The sequence below is a fragment of the Novosphingobium sp. genome, assembly GCF_965228995.1.
In the GTDB taxonomy this organism is placed as follows: domain Bacteria; phylum Pseudomonadota; class Alphaproteobacteria; order Sphingomonadales; family Sphingomonadaceae; genus Novosphingobium.
On record NZ_OZ245852.1, the window covers coordinates 2,731,682 to 2,745,004 of the forward strand.

A 13,323-nucleotide genomic window follows, 5' to 3' on the forward strand; every position below is an offset into this window, starting at 1 on the left:
CCTACCCCCGTTCTTGACGCCGAGGGTTGAGCACAGCGGCCCGGCTTGTCAACGCAGCACCAAGCAGCGTTTCAGTTTGCGGGGCGCAGCTCGCGAAAAACGAAGGCCTGCATCGCGAAATAGACCCCCGCGGCAAGGAACGGGACGAGGATAGCCTGCCCGACCAACGGCGTGAAACCGGCTTCGCCAAGCAGTTCGAGTGCAACCGAATTGACCACGCACTGGCCGGCATAGACCCCGAGGAACCTCGGCAGCAGATGGAGTTCACTGCGCGCGAAGACGAGGTGGCCGATCGAACGGAAATTGAATAGCGCGCCAAGCGCAGTCATGCCCACCACCGCCCAGAGCTTCGGCGCTCCGGCAAGCACGAAGATCGCGAACAGCAGGTATCCGAAGGCCGTGTTGAGCACGCCGACCAGGATGAATCGAAGCCAGCGGGGAAGCCTTGCGAACATAAACTGACCCTGACCGAATACGGCAAATTTTCCGTTAAAAGTTCGCTTACCTGTCTGGCAAGGCCAAAGGCGTTCGTTTAGGCCAGAACGATGACGGGGACCACGACAGGCGCCACTGCCTTGCCGAAAATGCGCACTAAAGCGCAGCTGTCGCAGCGGCAGGGCTTGGCGGTCGGCGGCGGGACTTTGCTGGCGATGATCGCGGCCTGGCTGGCGGGTGATCAGATCCTGCTCCTCTTCTATCTCGGTATCGCGACCCCGCTGCGTGTGCTTGTCGGCCTTGCCGGGACAATCTGGCTGGCCATGCTGATCCGGCGCGGCGGCGCGGGGATTGGCGCGATCCCGCTGACACGGCTTGCTGCCTGCCTCTTGGTCACACTTGTCGTTCTCCTGCTCGGCGGTGAAGGACGCCTGTTCTACGCCAATATCGACTGGGAAGTGCGCGATGCCGTGCTGCGCGACATGGCGGTGAACCCCTGGCCCTTCGCCTATCTGCTCAACGGCGCGCCGACCCTGCTACGCGCGCCAATCGGCATGTATTTCCTGCCTGCGCTCGCGTGGAAGGCGTGGGGTGCAACGGCTGGTTCTGCCACGCTCGTCATGCAGAACACCTTCCTGCTGGGCAGCCTGCTCGCGCTCGGCTCGGTACTGTTCGAGACATCGCGCGGCCGCGTGCTGGCCTTGCTGACGATCCTTGCGTTTGGCGGTCTCGATATCGTCGGCAACATCGTGACCCCGCAGCCCCTGATCGACCACCTCGATGGCTGGAGCCCGGGCCTGCAGTTCAGCTCGACCATGACGCTCGCGTTCTGGGTGCCGCAACATGCTTTCGCCGGCTGGATCGCGGGCCTGCTCTACATGCTCTACCGCAGGGACCGGCTGCAACTGGGCACGTTCCTCGCCATCGTACCGCTGACCGCGCTGTGGTCCCCCCTGGCGATGATCGGCGCGCTGCCATGGGCCGCGCTTGCCGGCATCCAGAGCCTGATGAAGCGGCAGCTGCGGACGATCGACGTGCTGGTGCCGGCGCTGGCCACGCTCCTTGTGATCCCCGGCCTCGCCTTTCTGGCAGCGGCGGGCGACAATGTTGGCATTCGTCCCTATTCGATGGATCCCGGGCTCTATATCCTGTGTCTCGAGATCGAAGTGCTGCCCTGGGCGTTTGCGGCGATCAAGCTGCGGTCCCGCTCACCGTTCGGCACCGCCGCACCGATCCTTGCCACCGCCGTGATGGTCGTCATTCCCTTCGTACAGATCGGCTGGTCGATCGATTTCATGATGCGCGGTGCCATTCCCTCGCAGACCGTGCTCGCCCTCATCATGGCGGACATCCTCGCCCGCACGACGGATTGGCGGGCCCGCAGCTGGCACTGGTTCATCGTCGCGATGTTGTGCATCGCCTCGGTCACCGGCCTGCACGAGATCCGCCGGGCGATCACCTTCCCCGCCGTCGGCGGCGGAACCTGCACGTTCTTCAAGGCCTGGGACCAGGAATTCGCGATCTATCCCAAGGGCAGCTATCTGGCGCCGGAAGCCAAGATGCCCCGCTGGCTGGTCGGGCAGAACCTGACCCTCGTGCCGATCAAGGAGCCCGCAAACTGCTGGGACCAGCACTGGATCAGGCCGTCCGGCGTCTAGGGTCAGTACCGATTAGCCGCGCCTTGGTTAATCGGTCCTGCCCCTGACCTTTACTTGCGCGAGACGACCGCGAACAATGACAGCCCGATCGGCATGTTCACGGTGCCGAGCATATGGCGCTCCAGCCCGAATACGCGCTCCAGCGCACCGTTGAGGAACCGGCCGGGCACTGCATCGAGCGGGGCATGGCGCCCGGTAATGCGCTGCACCTGCCGCTGCAGCCAGGCGAGCGGAAACAGCAAGCTGTTGAAGTAGCCGATGCGCTCGACCTTGAGCCCGGCCGCCGCAATGCAGCGCTCGAGCGAGCGCCGCGTATAGCGCCGGTGATGGTGGTGGATGACGTCATGTTCCGACCATAGCGAGGGAACCGCGGGGACCGTCAGCAGCAGCCGGCCATCTTCCCGCAGCAAGCCGCCGAGCCGCTGGAGCGAGGCCTCGTCCTGCTCGATATGTTCGAGCACATCGAGCAACGCGATGAGATCATAGCTGCCTTCCGGCCGCGCGACCTGATCGGGCAAGGCCCCGAAGTCGATTTCGGCCACATGCTTGGCTGCGGCCTTGGCACGCGCAGTCGGATCGAACTCGAACGCATCGAGCTTGCCGTACCGTGCCAGCAGGGCAAGGTTGCCACCTGTTCCGCACCCGGCCTCAAGCACCTTGCCGCCCGCGGGCGGGCGAGCAAAGCGTTCGATCAGGCTGGAAATGATGCGGCGGCGAGCGACAAACCACCAATGTCTGTCCTCAACCGCACTCATGCTCTCATACGCTGCGGGGTCCACGCGGAATCCTCATGTGCAATGGGGGAAGTGTCGGGGCCCGGGCCGGTGCCTTCGCCATCGCTGTCCCCTTCGACGATATAAAGCGGCCGCTGACGCACTTCCTTGGCGATGCGGCCGACATACTCACCCAGAATGCCGATGCTGAGCAGCTGTATCCCGCCCAGCATGAGCACGCTGACCATGATCGAGGCATAGCCCGGAACATCGATGCCGGTGCTCAAGGTATGCAGGATCAGAAACGCGGCATAGGCAAATGCGATCAGCGCGGTTGCGCCGCCGACATATGTCCAGATGCGCAGCGGCGCCGTCGTCGATGCCGTGATGCCATCAATCGCGAGGCCCCAGAGGCGCCGGAACCGCCATTTGGTTTCCCCGGCATGGCGCGAGGCGCGCACATAATCCACTGTCGCGACCTTGAAGCCGACCCACGCGAACAGCCCCTTGTTGAAGCGGGCCGTCTCGCCCAGGCTGTTGACGGCATCGACCACGGTCCGGTCGAGCAGACGGAAATCGCCGACGTTCTCCGGGATCGGCGTTTCCGAGACCATGTTGATGGCGCGGTAGAAGCTGTTTGCGGTCAGGCGCTTGAAATGGCCATCGGTGGAGCGGTCGACGCGGCGGGCATTGACAACCTTGGCCCCCGCCAGCCACTCCTCGACCAGTTGTGGAAGCACTTCGGGCGGATCCTGCAGATCGACATCCATCGGCACGACCGCCGCGCCGCGCGCCCGGCGCATACCGGCCGCAAGGGCTGCTTCCTTGCCGAAGTTTCGCGAGAGCCGCAGGAAGCGGACTTGCGGATCACGCCGCGTGAGCGCCTTCAGAATCTCTGGTGTGCGATCGGTGCTGCCATCATCCACAAAGAGCAGTTCGGCTTTCGCATCTTCGCCCATGCAATCGAGCGCCCGCGCCAGATGCGGCCGGATTGCCTCGACGAAGCTGTCGATGCTGTCCTGTTCGTTGAACACGGGAATGATGATGGAAAGGTGCATCGCTTTTTCTTCTCCGCGCTCAACCCTATGCATCTATAGTTAATCATTTGTAACCTGCACAGCGGCCAGGGCTCGAAAACCGCCGCATTTCCGGCAATTCGCATCATTGGAGGCGCGATTTAGATTTCCTGAAGGTTTCGGCGATATTCACCACGCATCGGAAGGTCGTGCTGACCATTGTCGGTCCAAGCCTTCTGCTATGAGAACAGGGAAATCTGCATGAGCGCATTTGGCCGCAAGTCCGGAGTCAGCGGAGGCAGCACTGCCATGCGTCCGTCGTTCGGCGTGGCGCGCCCGATGAAGGCGGGCGAAGGTTCGGCTGCACCGGTTCCGGTGCCGATGGGTGGTGAACAATTTCCGCCCCTTCCGAACATGGATGCCGCCGACTCCGGTGCAAAGGACAAGTCCGATGCCCTGACCCGGCTCGCCGACCGCGCCAATGGCGTGGCGGAACCGGGCTATCAGGCGGAAGGCTTCGAAGCCTCGGTCCACAAGATCAAGGAACAGGTGCTCCCGCGCCTGCTTGAGCGAGTCGATCCCGAAGCGGCGGCAACGCTGACCAAGGAAGAGCTCTCCGAGGAATTCCGCCCTATCATCATGGAAGTGCTGGCCGAGCTCAAGGTCACGCTCAATCGGCGGGAACAGTTCGCGCTCGAAAAGGTGCTGATCGACGAGCTGCTCGGCTTCGGTCCGCTCGAGGAACTGCTCAACGACCCTGAGATCACCGATATCATGGTCAACGGGCCGGAGCAGACCTACATCGAAAAGAAGGGCAAGCTGGTCATCGCGCCGATCCGGTTCCGCGATGAAAGCCACTTGTTCCAGATCGCCCAGCGCATCGTGAACCAGGTCGGCCGCCGCGTCGACCAGACCACGCCGCTCGCCGACGCCCGCCTCAAGGATGGCAGCCGCGTCAACGTGATCGTACCGCCGCTCAGCTTGCGCGGCACCGCTATCTCGATTCGTAAGTTCTCCGAAAAGCCGATCACGATCGACATGTTGCGCGATTTCGGCTCGATGTCGGACAAGATGGCGACCGCGCTCAAGATTGCAGGCGCTTGCCGGATGAACGTCGTCATTTCGGGCGGTACGGGTTCGGGCAAGACGACGATGCTCAATGCCCTTTCCAAAATGATCGATCCGGGCGAACGCGTGCTGACAATCGAAGACGCGGCCGAACTTCGCCTGCAGCAGCCGCACTGGCTGCCGCTCGAAACGCGTCCGCCGAACCTTGAAGGCCAGGGCGCGATCACCATCGGCGATCTTGTGAAGAACGCCCTGCGTATGCGTCCTGACCGCATCATCCTGGGCGAAATTCGCGGTGCCGAGTGCTTCGATCTGCTGGCGGCCATGAACACCGGCCACGATGGCTCGATGTGTACGCTCCACGCCAACAGCCCGCGCGAATGCCTCGGCCGTATGGAAAACATGATCCTGATGGGGGACATCAAGATCCCCAAGGAAGCCATCAGCCGCCAGATCGCCGAATCGGTGGACCTCATCGTGCAGGTCAAGCGCCTGCGCGATGGTTCGCGCCGCACCACCAACATCACCGAAGTGATCGGGATGGAAGGCGATGTGATCGTGACGCAGGAGCTGTTCAAGTTCGAGTATCTCGACGAGAGCGAGGACGGCAAGATCATCGGCGAATTCCGCCCATCGGGCCTGCGCCCCTATACACTTGAGAAGGCCCGCCAGTTTGGCTTCGATCAGGCTTACCTCGAAGCCTGCCTTTAACTTAGGGTCGTAATCGCTTGATCCGCGCGGCCCCTGCCCTATGGGCGGGGGCCATGCCGCCAACGCAACGCCCGATCTACGCGCTCGCCCTGCGCCTCATGGCCATGGTGGCGATTTCGGTCATGCTGCTGCTGGTCAAGTTGACGGGCGAGCACGGCGTCTGGCTGCCGGAAACCTTGTTCTGGCGCCAGTTCCTGCCGGGTGTCGCCCTCTTCGGCTGGCTCGCTGCGCGCGGACAGATCGGCCGCCTCGCCACCAAACGCCCCTGGGTTCACGCCCGCCGCGCGCTGATCGGCGGAATCGGCATGTTTCTTACGCTGGGTGTCGTGCAGATCCTGCCGCTGGCGGAAGCGACCGTACTCGGCTTCACTTCACCCATTTTCGCCGTGCTGCTTGCCGTCCTGTTGCTCGGCGAGAAAGTCGGCCCGTGGCGCTGGACAGCCGTCGTGTTGGGGCTTGCCGGGGTGCTCATCATCGCCGGGCCGGACCGGGCGCACATTCCGCTGCTCGGCCTTGCCACCGGGATCGGCGCGGCCTTCATGGTCGCGATCATTTCGATCCAGCTGCGCGATCTTGGCCGCACCGAAGAACCGGTGAGCGTGGTGTTCTGGTTCTCCGCATTCTGCACGCCTGTGCTGGCGCTGTTCTTCCTGAAGATCGGGGTGCCCCACCACGAACCGGTGGTCTGGGCCATGTTGGCCGGCATCGGCGTGACCGGACTTGCCGCACAGCTGCTGATGACCGCCGCACTTCGGTATGGCAGCGTCGCCAGCGTGATCGTCATGGACTATTCGCAGTTCGGCTGGGCAACGCTGTGGGGCTGGCTCTTCTTTGCCCACGTACCCGGCGCACAGACATGGATCGGCGCTCCGGCCATCATCGCGGCAGGCCTGATCATCGCCTGGCGCGAACAAGTCCGCGGCAGCGCAGCCGGGGAACGCGCTCCCGCCGCCTAGTTGACCTGCCGGTCCATGCCTTCCCAGTAGGGCTCGCGCAGATTGCGGCGCAGGATCTTGCCCGAAGGATTGCGCGGCAGCGCGGCGATCACATCCACTGACTTGGGTACCTTGAAACTGGCGATGCGCTCGCGCGCCCACGCGATCACGCTCGGCACATCGACTTCGCAGCCCTCGCGCGGGACGACGCAGGCCTTGACCGCCTCGCCCCATCGCGCGTCCGGCACGCCGATCACCGCGACTTCGGCAACCTGCGGGTGGCCATAGATCGCGCTCTCGACCTCGGCCGGATAGACGTTCTCACCGCCCGAGATGATCATGTCCTTGATACGGTCCTGGATGAAGACATAGCCGTCCTCGTCCATATAGGCGGCATCGCCGGTGCAGACCCAGCCATCGGAGGTGAGCGTCTTCGCGGTTGCTTCGGGCAGCTGCCAATAGTGCAGCATGTTGGCACTTGAACGGGTCTGGATCTCACCGACCGTATGGCGGGGGACTTCATTGCCTGCGCCATCTACGATGCGGATCTCGACGCCGGGGGAGGCCTTGCCCGCCGAACGCATGCGGGCATTGCCGGAAAGCTCATGGTCCGAAGGCGGGAGCACGGCAATCGTTCCCGTCGTCTCGGTCATGCCGTAGCATTGCATGAAGGCGGCGTTGGGGATCGTCGTCACCGCCTGCCGCAACAGCTCGAGCGGGATCGGCGCGGCGCCGTACATGACATACTTGAGGCGGGTGAAATCGGTCTCGGTCGCCTTGGGATGCTGGATCAGCATCTGCAGCGCGGCGGGCACGATGAAGAACCGGGTGATCCCCTGCCCGATCGCGTCGAGCGCGCCATCGGCTGTGAATTCGGCCTGCACGATGGCGCGCACGCCGCCGCAGAAGGCCATCGTGCCGAGCCCGGTGCCGCCGATGTGCGCGCAAGGCATGCAGACAAGGATCGCCTCGTCCTCATCCCATTCGGCCCACGGTAGCCCGGCCTCCAGCGCAGGGCCGCGCAGGCCCATGAAATTGCGCTGGCACAGCACCGCGCCCTTGGGCTTTCCAGTCGTACCGGATGTGTAAAGCTGGAGGAAAGCCGCCTCCGGTTCGGCAGCGACTATCGGGTCCGCCGGGCAAGCCGGAATCGCCAGACGGGCGGCGCTTTCCTCGATGACTGCGGGCTGATGCGGCGCAGCGGCGGCAAGTTCGTGCGCTACCGCTTCAAACCCGGCACCTGCAAACACCAGCTTCGCACCGGTATCCTCGAGGATATAGGCCATCTCCGCAGGCGCGAGCCGCCATCCGATCGGCACCATGACCACGCCGATGCGCCCGCAGGTCAGCAGCATCTGGAAGTAGAGATCGCAGTTCTTGCCGATCCACGCGATCCGGTCCCCCTTCGCCACTCCGTTCGCCGCGAGGAATGCGGCGAAGCGGCGGGAGAGCTCCTCAAGCTCGGCAAATGTCGTCTTGCGGCCATCCTGCTCGTGCGAGACCGCGTCCGGCCTCTGCTCGCTCCAGTATCGGAAGAACGCATCGAAAGTCTCGAAGCCTGCCGTCTCGCGCATATACCGGTCCTCACCCACATGCCGCATCGGAACCTTGGCAGGTTCTACACGTTATCCTGAATCATGCAGGACATATGCAGCCCTGTGTGGGGGCGCGGCTTAATCAGACGATTAAAGGGATAACGATCATGGTACGCAAGGTGATTTTTTCCGTGGCACTCGCCAGCTTGCTTCTGGGTACGGCTGCCTGCAACACCGTGAAGGGTGCGGGAAAAGATATCCAATCGGTCGGCAAGGCCGGTTCTGACGCAATCCACCACTAGAGCACTTTCCGACCAATCTGGTTCACCATGATTGCGTCAGGAAGCTTCTCGGCAAGGAGCGCCGCGCAGTGCGGGCTGGTAGCCCGTGCCAGCGGCGCGACGCTGCCATAGAGACATTTGGCCGAGGGGCTTCCTGTCGCAACCCCGAAGGGGCGGGCCGCTTTTGGCCCATCGCAGCGTCTCTCGTCGGTCACTATGGGCAAGCATAGCTCCCTCCTCGATCCTCGCGCTGGGCCAAAATCGGCTCCGTCACGGTGAACCAGATTGGTCGGGAAGTGCTCTAGACGTTGCTGAGCCCTTCGGGTCGCTCGCCGAACAGCCTGGCATAGGCGTCCATCGCATACTTGTCGGTCATGCCGGCCATGAAGTCGGCGATGTGGCGGCTGCGCGCGGGTTCGCTTTCCGGCAGGCATTCGTGCCAGCTTTCGGGGAGGTTGTCCGGCGCTTCCCGGTAGGTCGCAAATAGGCGCGCGATCACCGCCCTTGCGCGGTCCGCCGTCTCGACCTGCTCGGGATGCAGATAAAGCGCCTTGTACATGAAGGCCTTCAGCGCGCGCTCCTCCGTGGCCATCGCGGGTGAGAAGCCCGCCAGCGTGCGCCCCGCCGCGCGCACTTCGTCGCAGGTCTGTACGCCGCTGTCCTTCAGGCGCCGCCGCGTTTCGCCGATCACATCGTTGACCATGCGGCCGATCTGTCCGCGCACGAGTTCGCGCAGCAGTCGGTCACGCGGGGCGCCCGGGAAGCGCGCTTCGATATCGTGCCACTGCGCTTCGAGTGAGGGCAGCGAGAGCAGCGTATCGAGAGTGAGGAACCCTGCGCGCAAGCCATCGTCGATATCGTGGTTGTCGTACGCGATATCGTCGGAAATCGCCGCTACTTGCGCTTCGAGCGAGGCATGCTGGGCCAGATCGAGCGGGAATGCGCCGTCCAGCTCAGCCAGTGCCCAGGTCGGCTGGTAGACCGGGCCATTGTGCTTGGCGAGGCCTTCGAGCAGCTCCCACGTGAGATTGAGCCCTTCGTGCCGGGGATAAGGGCTTTCGAGCCGCATCAGGACGCGCAGCGTGTTGGCATTGTGATCAAAGCCGCCCTGCCCCGCCATCGCTTCTTCGAGCGCGTCCTCGCCCGCGTGGCCAAAGGGCGGATGTCCGATATCGTGCGCCAGGCAGAGCGCCTCGGTGAGATCCTCGTCGAGCCCCAGCGCACGGGCGATCACGCGGCCGATCTGCGCGACCTCAAGGCTGTGGGTGAGCCGCACGCGGTAGTGATCACCATCGGGTGCGATGAACACTTGCGTCTTGTGGCGCAGGCGGCGGAAGGCGATCGAGTGGATGATGCGGTCGCGGTCGCGCTGGAACACGCTGCGAGGGCCTCGCACGGTCTCTCCCGCGAGGGTGAATTCCCGCCCGCGCGAGCGCTCGGGATCGCAGGCCCAGGGTGCGCGCTCCGTCACGACTTGACCTGCATCTTCAGCAAAAATCCTCAAGGATAAGCGGTGAAGGCGCCCTAGCCCGGCTTCCTCTCGGGCGCCAGACCGCTGGCGCACAGGAGCGCGGAACTGACCGTAACTTCGATCAGTTGCCGGTCTCCCACCCGCCGCACGGTCATCACATAATCGGCAATCGAGCGCTTGGGGCCCTGCAGCGCCTGCAACTTGCGCAACTGGCCGAGCGTGAGCCGGTCAGTCATGCGTTCTGCCATGCAGGCCGCGTTGGGCTGAGAAAGGCCCGCATCCATCAGCGCGGAGCGAACCCGCCCTTGAGCAAGCTTGGCCGGAGTGCAGCCGGCCACCAGAAAAAGCGAAACTGCCAGCGCGGAAGTGGCGGCGCGAACATTCATTCAAGATCACTCCCGCTAAGCCGGGCGGAACCGCGGCCGGTTCGGATCGCCCACTCATGCCAGAGCAAGGCGGCAACGAAAACCGAAAGGAGCAGCGCCATGGACACCCTTGCGGTATCAGCATCGGCCCAATTTGCCGCAACGATCGAGAAGCTGAGTGCAAGAGCGAGGATCGGCACCAGAGGATGCAGACGGATGCGGAAATGCTCGCTCAGAACCCCGGCCTTGCGTCCGGCAATCATGGCAAGGCCAAGCAGCAGATATTCGGAAAAATTGCCGCTGGTGAGCAGGACGAGGCGGCGTTCGCCCAGGAACGTGCAGCCCGCACCAACTAGGAGCAACACCAGCAGTGCGCCGGTCGGCGCACGCGTCCGCGGGCTGACGATCTGCAGCACGCGGTTGATCGGTCCGGGAAACACCCCATCACGCCCCATCGCGTGCAGTTGCCGCGAAAGGGCCATCATTACCGCAATCGCGCCGTTGAAGATCGCCGCTATGATGCCCAGAGAAACCACCGCACTCACAAGCGGTCCGGTCGTCTGGTCGAGGAAATGAGCCATTGGCGCCTCGGCCGAAAGTGTCGCGCCGACATCGTCCATCGCAAGGATCATGAGAACTGCCGGGCCTGAAATGACGACTGCGGCAATCAGGCCGGTCCACGCGACCACGGGTCCCATGCGCCGCCGCGCATCAAGCATATCCTCGGCAAAGAAGGTCGCCCAATCAGCGCCTGCAGTCATCGAGGCCCCGGCGATGACCGCAAGCGCGGTGCTGGTGATCGGCGTTGCCGCCAGTGCAGTCCCCGCAGCGAGAGTGACCGGGTGGAGCACGAGCGAGAGATTCGCGGCCTTGAAATGGGTCAGCGCCGCATAGGAGAGCACCGAAAGCGCAATGACCTCGATGAGAAGGAATGCGGCGATAACTTTCGCCCCGCGCTTGATCTGCGAGGTTGCGATGAGACCGGCCAGTGCAAGTGTGGCGAGCGCAGCCACGTCCTGCGGTACCGACGGCAGGAACAGGCGGATATAGGGCCCTGTCCCCGTCGCGAAAAAGGCGAGCAAGGGAAACAGGATCACCGTGCGCAGGATAACAAACGGGTATGTCCAGCGAGGCCCGAGGATCGCATTGAGGGCCGGATAGACACCGCCAGCGCCCGGAAAGCTGGCGGAAAGTTCAGCGAACAAGAGCGCCATCGCAGAGGCGAGCACGCCGCCGCCGATAAAGCCGATAGCAGCCCCGGTACCTGCCATGTGCAGTATGGCGTTGCCGCCGATGAACACTGACAGCACCGGCGAAAGCGCCGAGATCGTCAGCAGGAAGACTTCGCCGGGTGAAAGCACCCGGACGAAGCTTCCCTGGTTTTGCGGCGACGCCTCGTTTTCCCCGGGCGTCATGACTCAGTGCTGACGCATCAGTGGGCGAGCGCCTTGTTGATGTCCTCGACCATCTTCTTGGCATCGGCGAGGAGCATCATGGTCTGGTCCATGTAGAACACGTCGTTGTCGACGCCGGCATAGCCGACACCGCCCATCGAGCGCTTGATGAACATGACCGTCTTCGCCTTGTCGACGTCGAACACGGGCATGCCGTAGATCGGCGAGGACTTGTCCGTCTTGGCGGCCGGGTTCACGACGTCGTTGGCACCGATGATGAACGCGACGTCCGCCTGCGCGAACTCGCCGTTGATGTCTTCGAGCTCGAAGACTTCGTCATAGGGCACATTCGCTTCGGCGAGCAGCACGTTCATATGGCCGGGCATGCGGCCCGCGACCGGGTGGATCGCGTACTTGACGTTGACGCCTTCCTTCTTGAGCAGATCGCCCATCTCGCGCAGCACGTGCTGGGCCTGCGCCACCGCCATGCCATAGCCCGGGATGATGATGACGTTCTCGGCTTCCTTCATCAGGAACGCCGCGTCTTCCGCCGAGCCGCGCTTCCACGGGCGCTGCACCTTGGCACCGCCGCCTGCCGCCGCTTCCGGTGCGGCGCCGAAGCCGCCCGCGATCACCGAGATGAAGCTGCGGTTCATCGCCTTGCACATGATGTACGAAAGGATCGCGCCGGACGAGCCAACCAGCGCGCCGGTGATGATCATCGCGGTGTTGTGGAGCGTGAAGCCCATCGCCGCCGCGGCCCAGCCCGAGTACGAGTTGAGCATCGAGACGACGACCGGCATGTCCGCGCCGCCGATCGGGATGATCAGCAGGAAGCCGATGGCAAAGCTCAGCGCGGTGACCACTGCGATGATCCAGGGCGCCTGATCCTGCGTGAAGTAGGCGACCAGCCCGAGAATGCCGAGCAGCGTGCCGAGGTTGATCGCATGGCGGCCGGGCAGCATGATCGGCGCGCCGCTCATGTTGCCGTTGAGCTTGAGGAACGCGATGACCGAGCCGGAGAAGGTGATCGCACCAATGGCGATGCCGAGCCCCATTTCGACCCGGCTCTGCGGCTCGATGATCCCGTCAAGCCCGGCGATGCCGAACGCGATCGGATTGAGGTACGCGGCAAGGCCGACAAGCACCGCGGCCATACCGACGAGGCTGTGGAACGCCGCCACCAGCTGCGGCATGTCGGTCATCTTGATCCGCCGCGCAGTCACGAAACCAATGCCGCCTCCGATAGCGATGGCGCCTGCGATTTCGGGCAGGCTGGCAACACCGTGCGTGAGCAGCGTCGTGACCATCGCGATGGTCATGCCGACCATGCCATAGCGGTTCCCCGCGCGCGAAGTCGCCGGGCTGGATAGTCCGCGCAGCGCCATGATGAACAGGACGCCAGCGACCAGATAGGCGAGCATCGCCCAAGGCGGAGTGGTGATGTGTTCCATCACTTCTTCTCCTTCTTCTTGTACATGGCCAGCATGCGTTCGGTAACGGCGAAGCCGCCGAAGATGTTGACCGAGGCCAGCACCACCGCGCCAAGGCCGAGCCACTTGGAAATGACCGAACCTTCAGCCGCACCGGCGACAAGCGCGCCGACGACGATGACCGAGGAAATCGCGTTGGTGACCGCCATGAGCGGCGTATGCAGCGCCGGAGTGACCGACCACACCACGTAATAGCCCACGAAGCAGGCCATCACGAAGATGCTCAGGATTGAAATGAAGTCCATGTT

14 protein-coding genes are annotated in these 13,323 nt (G+C 63.8%); 4 read left to right on the plus strand and 10 right to left on the minus strand.

Going from position 1 to position 13,323, the window contains the following annotated elements; translation table 11 throughout:
* Nucleotides 1-71: 71 nt before the first annotated feature.
* Nucleotides 72-455, minus strand: coding sequence for a GtrA family protein (locus ACO056_RS12435; protein WP_421847161.1), 384 nt, complete (start codon nucleotides 453-455; stop codon nucleotides 72-74).
* Nucleotides 456-545: 90 nt separating this feature from the next.
* Between ACO056_RS12435 and ACO056_RS12440 the strand changes: the two genes are divergently transcribed.
* Complete coding sequence (locus tag ACO056_RS12440) at nucleotides 546-2,093, plus strand: hypothetical protein (RefSeq protein WP_421847163.1); 1,548 nt, start codon at nucleotides 546-548, stop codon at nucleotides 2,091-2,093.
* Between the two features lie 50 nt (nucleotides 2,094-2,143).
* Here ACO056_RS12440 and ACO056_RS12445 read toward each other — a convergent pair whose 3' ends face one another.
* Nucleotides 2,144-2,848 carry a class I SAM-dependent methyltransferase gene (locus tag ACO056_RS12445; RefSeq protein ID WP_421847165.1) on the minus strand — a complete coding sequence of 235 codons (705 nt, stop codon included), beginning with the start codon at nucleotides 2,846-2,848 and terminating at the stop codon, nucleotides 2,144-2,146.
* Nucleotides 2,845-3,864: a glycosyltransferase family 2 protein gene (locus tag ACO056_RS12450; protein ID WP_421847167.1), complete on the minus strand. Its 1,020-nt coding sequence runs from the start codon at nucleotides 3,862-3,864 to the stop codon at nucleotides 2,845-2,847. Before ACO056_RS12450 ends, ACO056_RS12445 begins: the two co-directional genes overlap by 4 nt.
* Before the next feature lie 219 nt (nucleotides 3,865-4,083).
* Here ACO056_RS12450 and ACO056_RS12455 point away from each other — a divergent pair, with 219 nt between their 5' ends.
* Nucleotides 4,084-5,601, plus strand: coding sequence for a CpaF family protein (locus ACO056_RS12455; RefSeq protein ID WP_421847169.1), 1,518 nt, complete (start codon nucleotides 4,084-4,086; stop codon nucleotides 5,599-5,601).
* Nucleotides 5,602-5,654: 53 nt separating this feature from the next.
* The gene (locus tag ACO056_RS12460; protein WP_421847171.1) at nucleotides 5,655-6,557 is read left to right on the plus strand and encodes a DMT family transporter; all 903 of its coding nucleotides are present in this window, start codon (nucleotides 5,655-5,657) and stop codon (nucleotides 6,555-6,557) included.
* Here the strand turns inward: ACO056_RS12460 and ACO056_RS12465 are convergent.
* The gene (locus tag ACO056_RS12465; protein WP_421847173.1) at nucleotides 6,554-8,110 is read right to left on the minus strand and encodes a long-chain-fatty-acid--CoA ligase; all 1,557 of its coding nucleotides are present in this window, start codon (nucleotides 8,108-8,110) and stop codon (nucleotides 6,554-6,556) included. The genes ACO056_RS12460 and ACO056_RS12465 overlap by 4 nt on opposite strands.
* Nucleotides 8,111-8,238: 128 nt before the next feature.
* Between ACO056_RS12465 and ACO056_RS12470 the strand changes: the two genes are divergently transcribed.
* Nucleotides 8,239-8,373: an entericidin A/B family lipoprotein gene (locus ACO056_RS12470; protein WP_421847175.1), complete on the plus strand. Its 135-nt coding sequence runs from the start codon at nucleotides 8,239-8,241 to the stop codon at nucleotides 8,371-8,373.
* On the opposite strand, the gene ACO056_RS12475 is transcribed toward ACO056_RS12470, so the two are convergent.
* The 6 genes from ACO056_RS12475 to ACO056_RS12500 all read right to left on the minus strand — a co-directional run bounded on the left by ACO056_RS12475 (nucleotide 8,370) and on the right by ACO056_RS12500 (nucleotide 13,320).
* Complete coding sequence (locus ACO056_RS12475) at nucleotides 8,370-8,567, minus strand: hypothetical protein (RefSeq protein WP_421847177.1); 198 nt, start codon at nucleotides 8,565-8,567, stop codon at nucleotides 8,370-8,372. The genes ACO056_RS12470 and ACO056_RS12475 overlap by 4 nt on opposite strands.
* A gap of 86 nt (nucleotides 8,568-8,653) precedes the next feature.
* On the minus strand, nucleotides 8,654-9,823 hold the full coding sequence (locus ACO056_RS12480; RefSeq protein WP_421847179.1) for a deoxyguanosinetriphosphate triphosphohydrolase: 1,170 nt from the start codon (nucleotides 9,821-9,823) through the stop codon (nucleotides 8,654-8,656).
* A gap of 53 nt (nucleotides 9,824-9,876) precedes the next feature.
* The gene (locus tag ACO056_RS12485; RefSeq protein ID WP_421847181.1) at nucleotides 9,877-10,209 is read right to left on the minus strand and encodes a hypothetical protein; all 333 of its coding nucleotides are present in this window, start codon (nucleotides 10,207-10,209) and stop codon (nucleotides 9,877-9,879) included.
* Nucleotides 10,206-11,549, minus strand: a complete 1,344-nt coding sequence (locus ACO056_RS12490; protein WP_421847183.1) for an APC family permease — start codon at nucleotides 11,547-11,549, stop codon at nucleotides 10,206-10,208. The genes ACO056_RS12485 and ACO056_RS12490 overlap by 4 nt, the downstream gene beginning before the upstream one ends.
* A 71-nt stretch (nucleotides 11,550-11,620) precedes the next feature.
* Nucleotides 11,621-13,036: an NAD(P)(+) transhydrogenase (Re/Si-specific) subunit beta gene (locus ACO056_RS12495; protein ID WP_421847185.1), complete on the minus strand. Its 1,416-nt coding sequence runs from the start codon at nucleotides 13,034-13,036 to the stop codon at nucleotides 11,621-11,623.
* Nucleotides 13,036-13,320: an NAD(P) transhydrogenase subunit alpha gene (locus tag ACO056_RS12500; protein WP_292941976.1), complete on the minus strand. Its 285-nt coding sequence runs from the start codon at nucleotides 13,318-13,320 to the stop codon at nucleotides 13,036-13,038. Before ACO056_RS12500 ends, ACO056_RS12495 begins: the two co-directional genes overlap by 1 nt.
* Nucleotides 13,321-13,323 lie beyond the last annotated feature (3 nt).

Coding starts and splice junctions, on each gene's coding strand:
- ACO056_RS12460 (WP_421847171.1), top strand. CDS start 5,655: ATGCCGCCAACGCAACGCCCGATCTACGCGCTCGCCCTGCGCCTCATG.
- ACO056_RS12450 (WP_421847167.1), bottom strand. CDS start 3,864: ATGCACCTTTCCATCATCATTCCCGTGTTCAACGAACAGGACAGCATC.
- ACO056_RS12455 (WP_421847169.1), top strand. CDS start 4,084: ATGAGCGCATTTGGCCGCAAGTCCGGAGTCAGCGGAGGCAGCACTGCC.
- ACO056_RS12465 (WP_421847173.1), bottom strand. CDS start 8,110: ATGCGCGAGACGGCAGGCTTCGAGACTTTCGATGCGTTCTTCCGATAC.
- ACO056_RS12470 (WP_421847175.1), top strand. CDS start 8,239: ATGGTACGCAAGGTGATTTTTTCCGTGGCACTCGCCAGCTTGCTTCTG.
- ACO056_RS12485 (WP_421847181.1), bottom strand. CDS start 10,209: ATGAATGTTCGCGCCGCCACTTCCGCGCTGGCAGTTTCGCTTTTTCTG.
- ACO056_RS12500 (WP_292941976.1), bottom strand. CDS start 13,320: ATGGACTTCATTTCAATCCTGAGCATCTTCGTGATGGCCTGCTTCGTG.
- ACO056_RS12435 (WP_421847161.1), bottom strand. CDS start 455: ATGTTCGCAAGGCTTCCCCGCTGGCTTCGATTCATCCTGGTCGGCGTG.
- ACO056_RS12440 (WP_421847163.1), top strand. CDS start 546: ATGACGGGGACCACGACAGGCGCCACTGCCTTGCCGAAAATGCGCACT.
- ACO056_RS12445 (WP_421847165.1), bottom strand. CDS start 2,848: ATGAGTGCGGTTGAGGACAGACATTGGTGGTTTGTCGCTCGCCGCCGC.
- ACO056_RS12495 (WP_421847185.1), bottom strand. CDS start 13,036: ATGGAACACATCACCACTCCGCCTTGGGCGATGCTCGCCTATCTGGTC.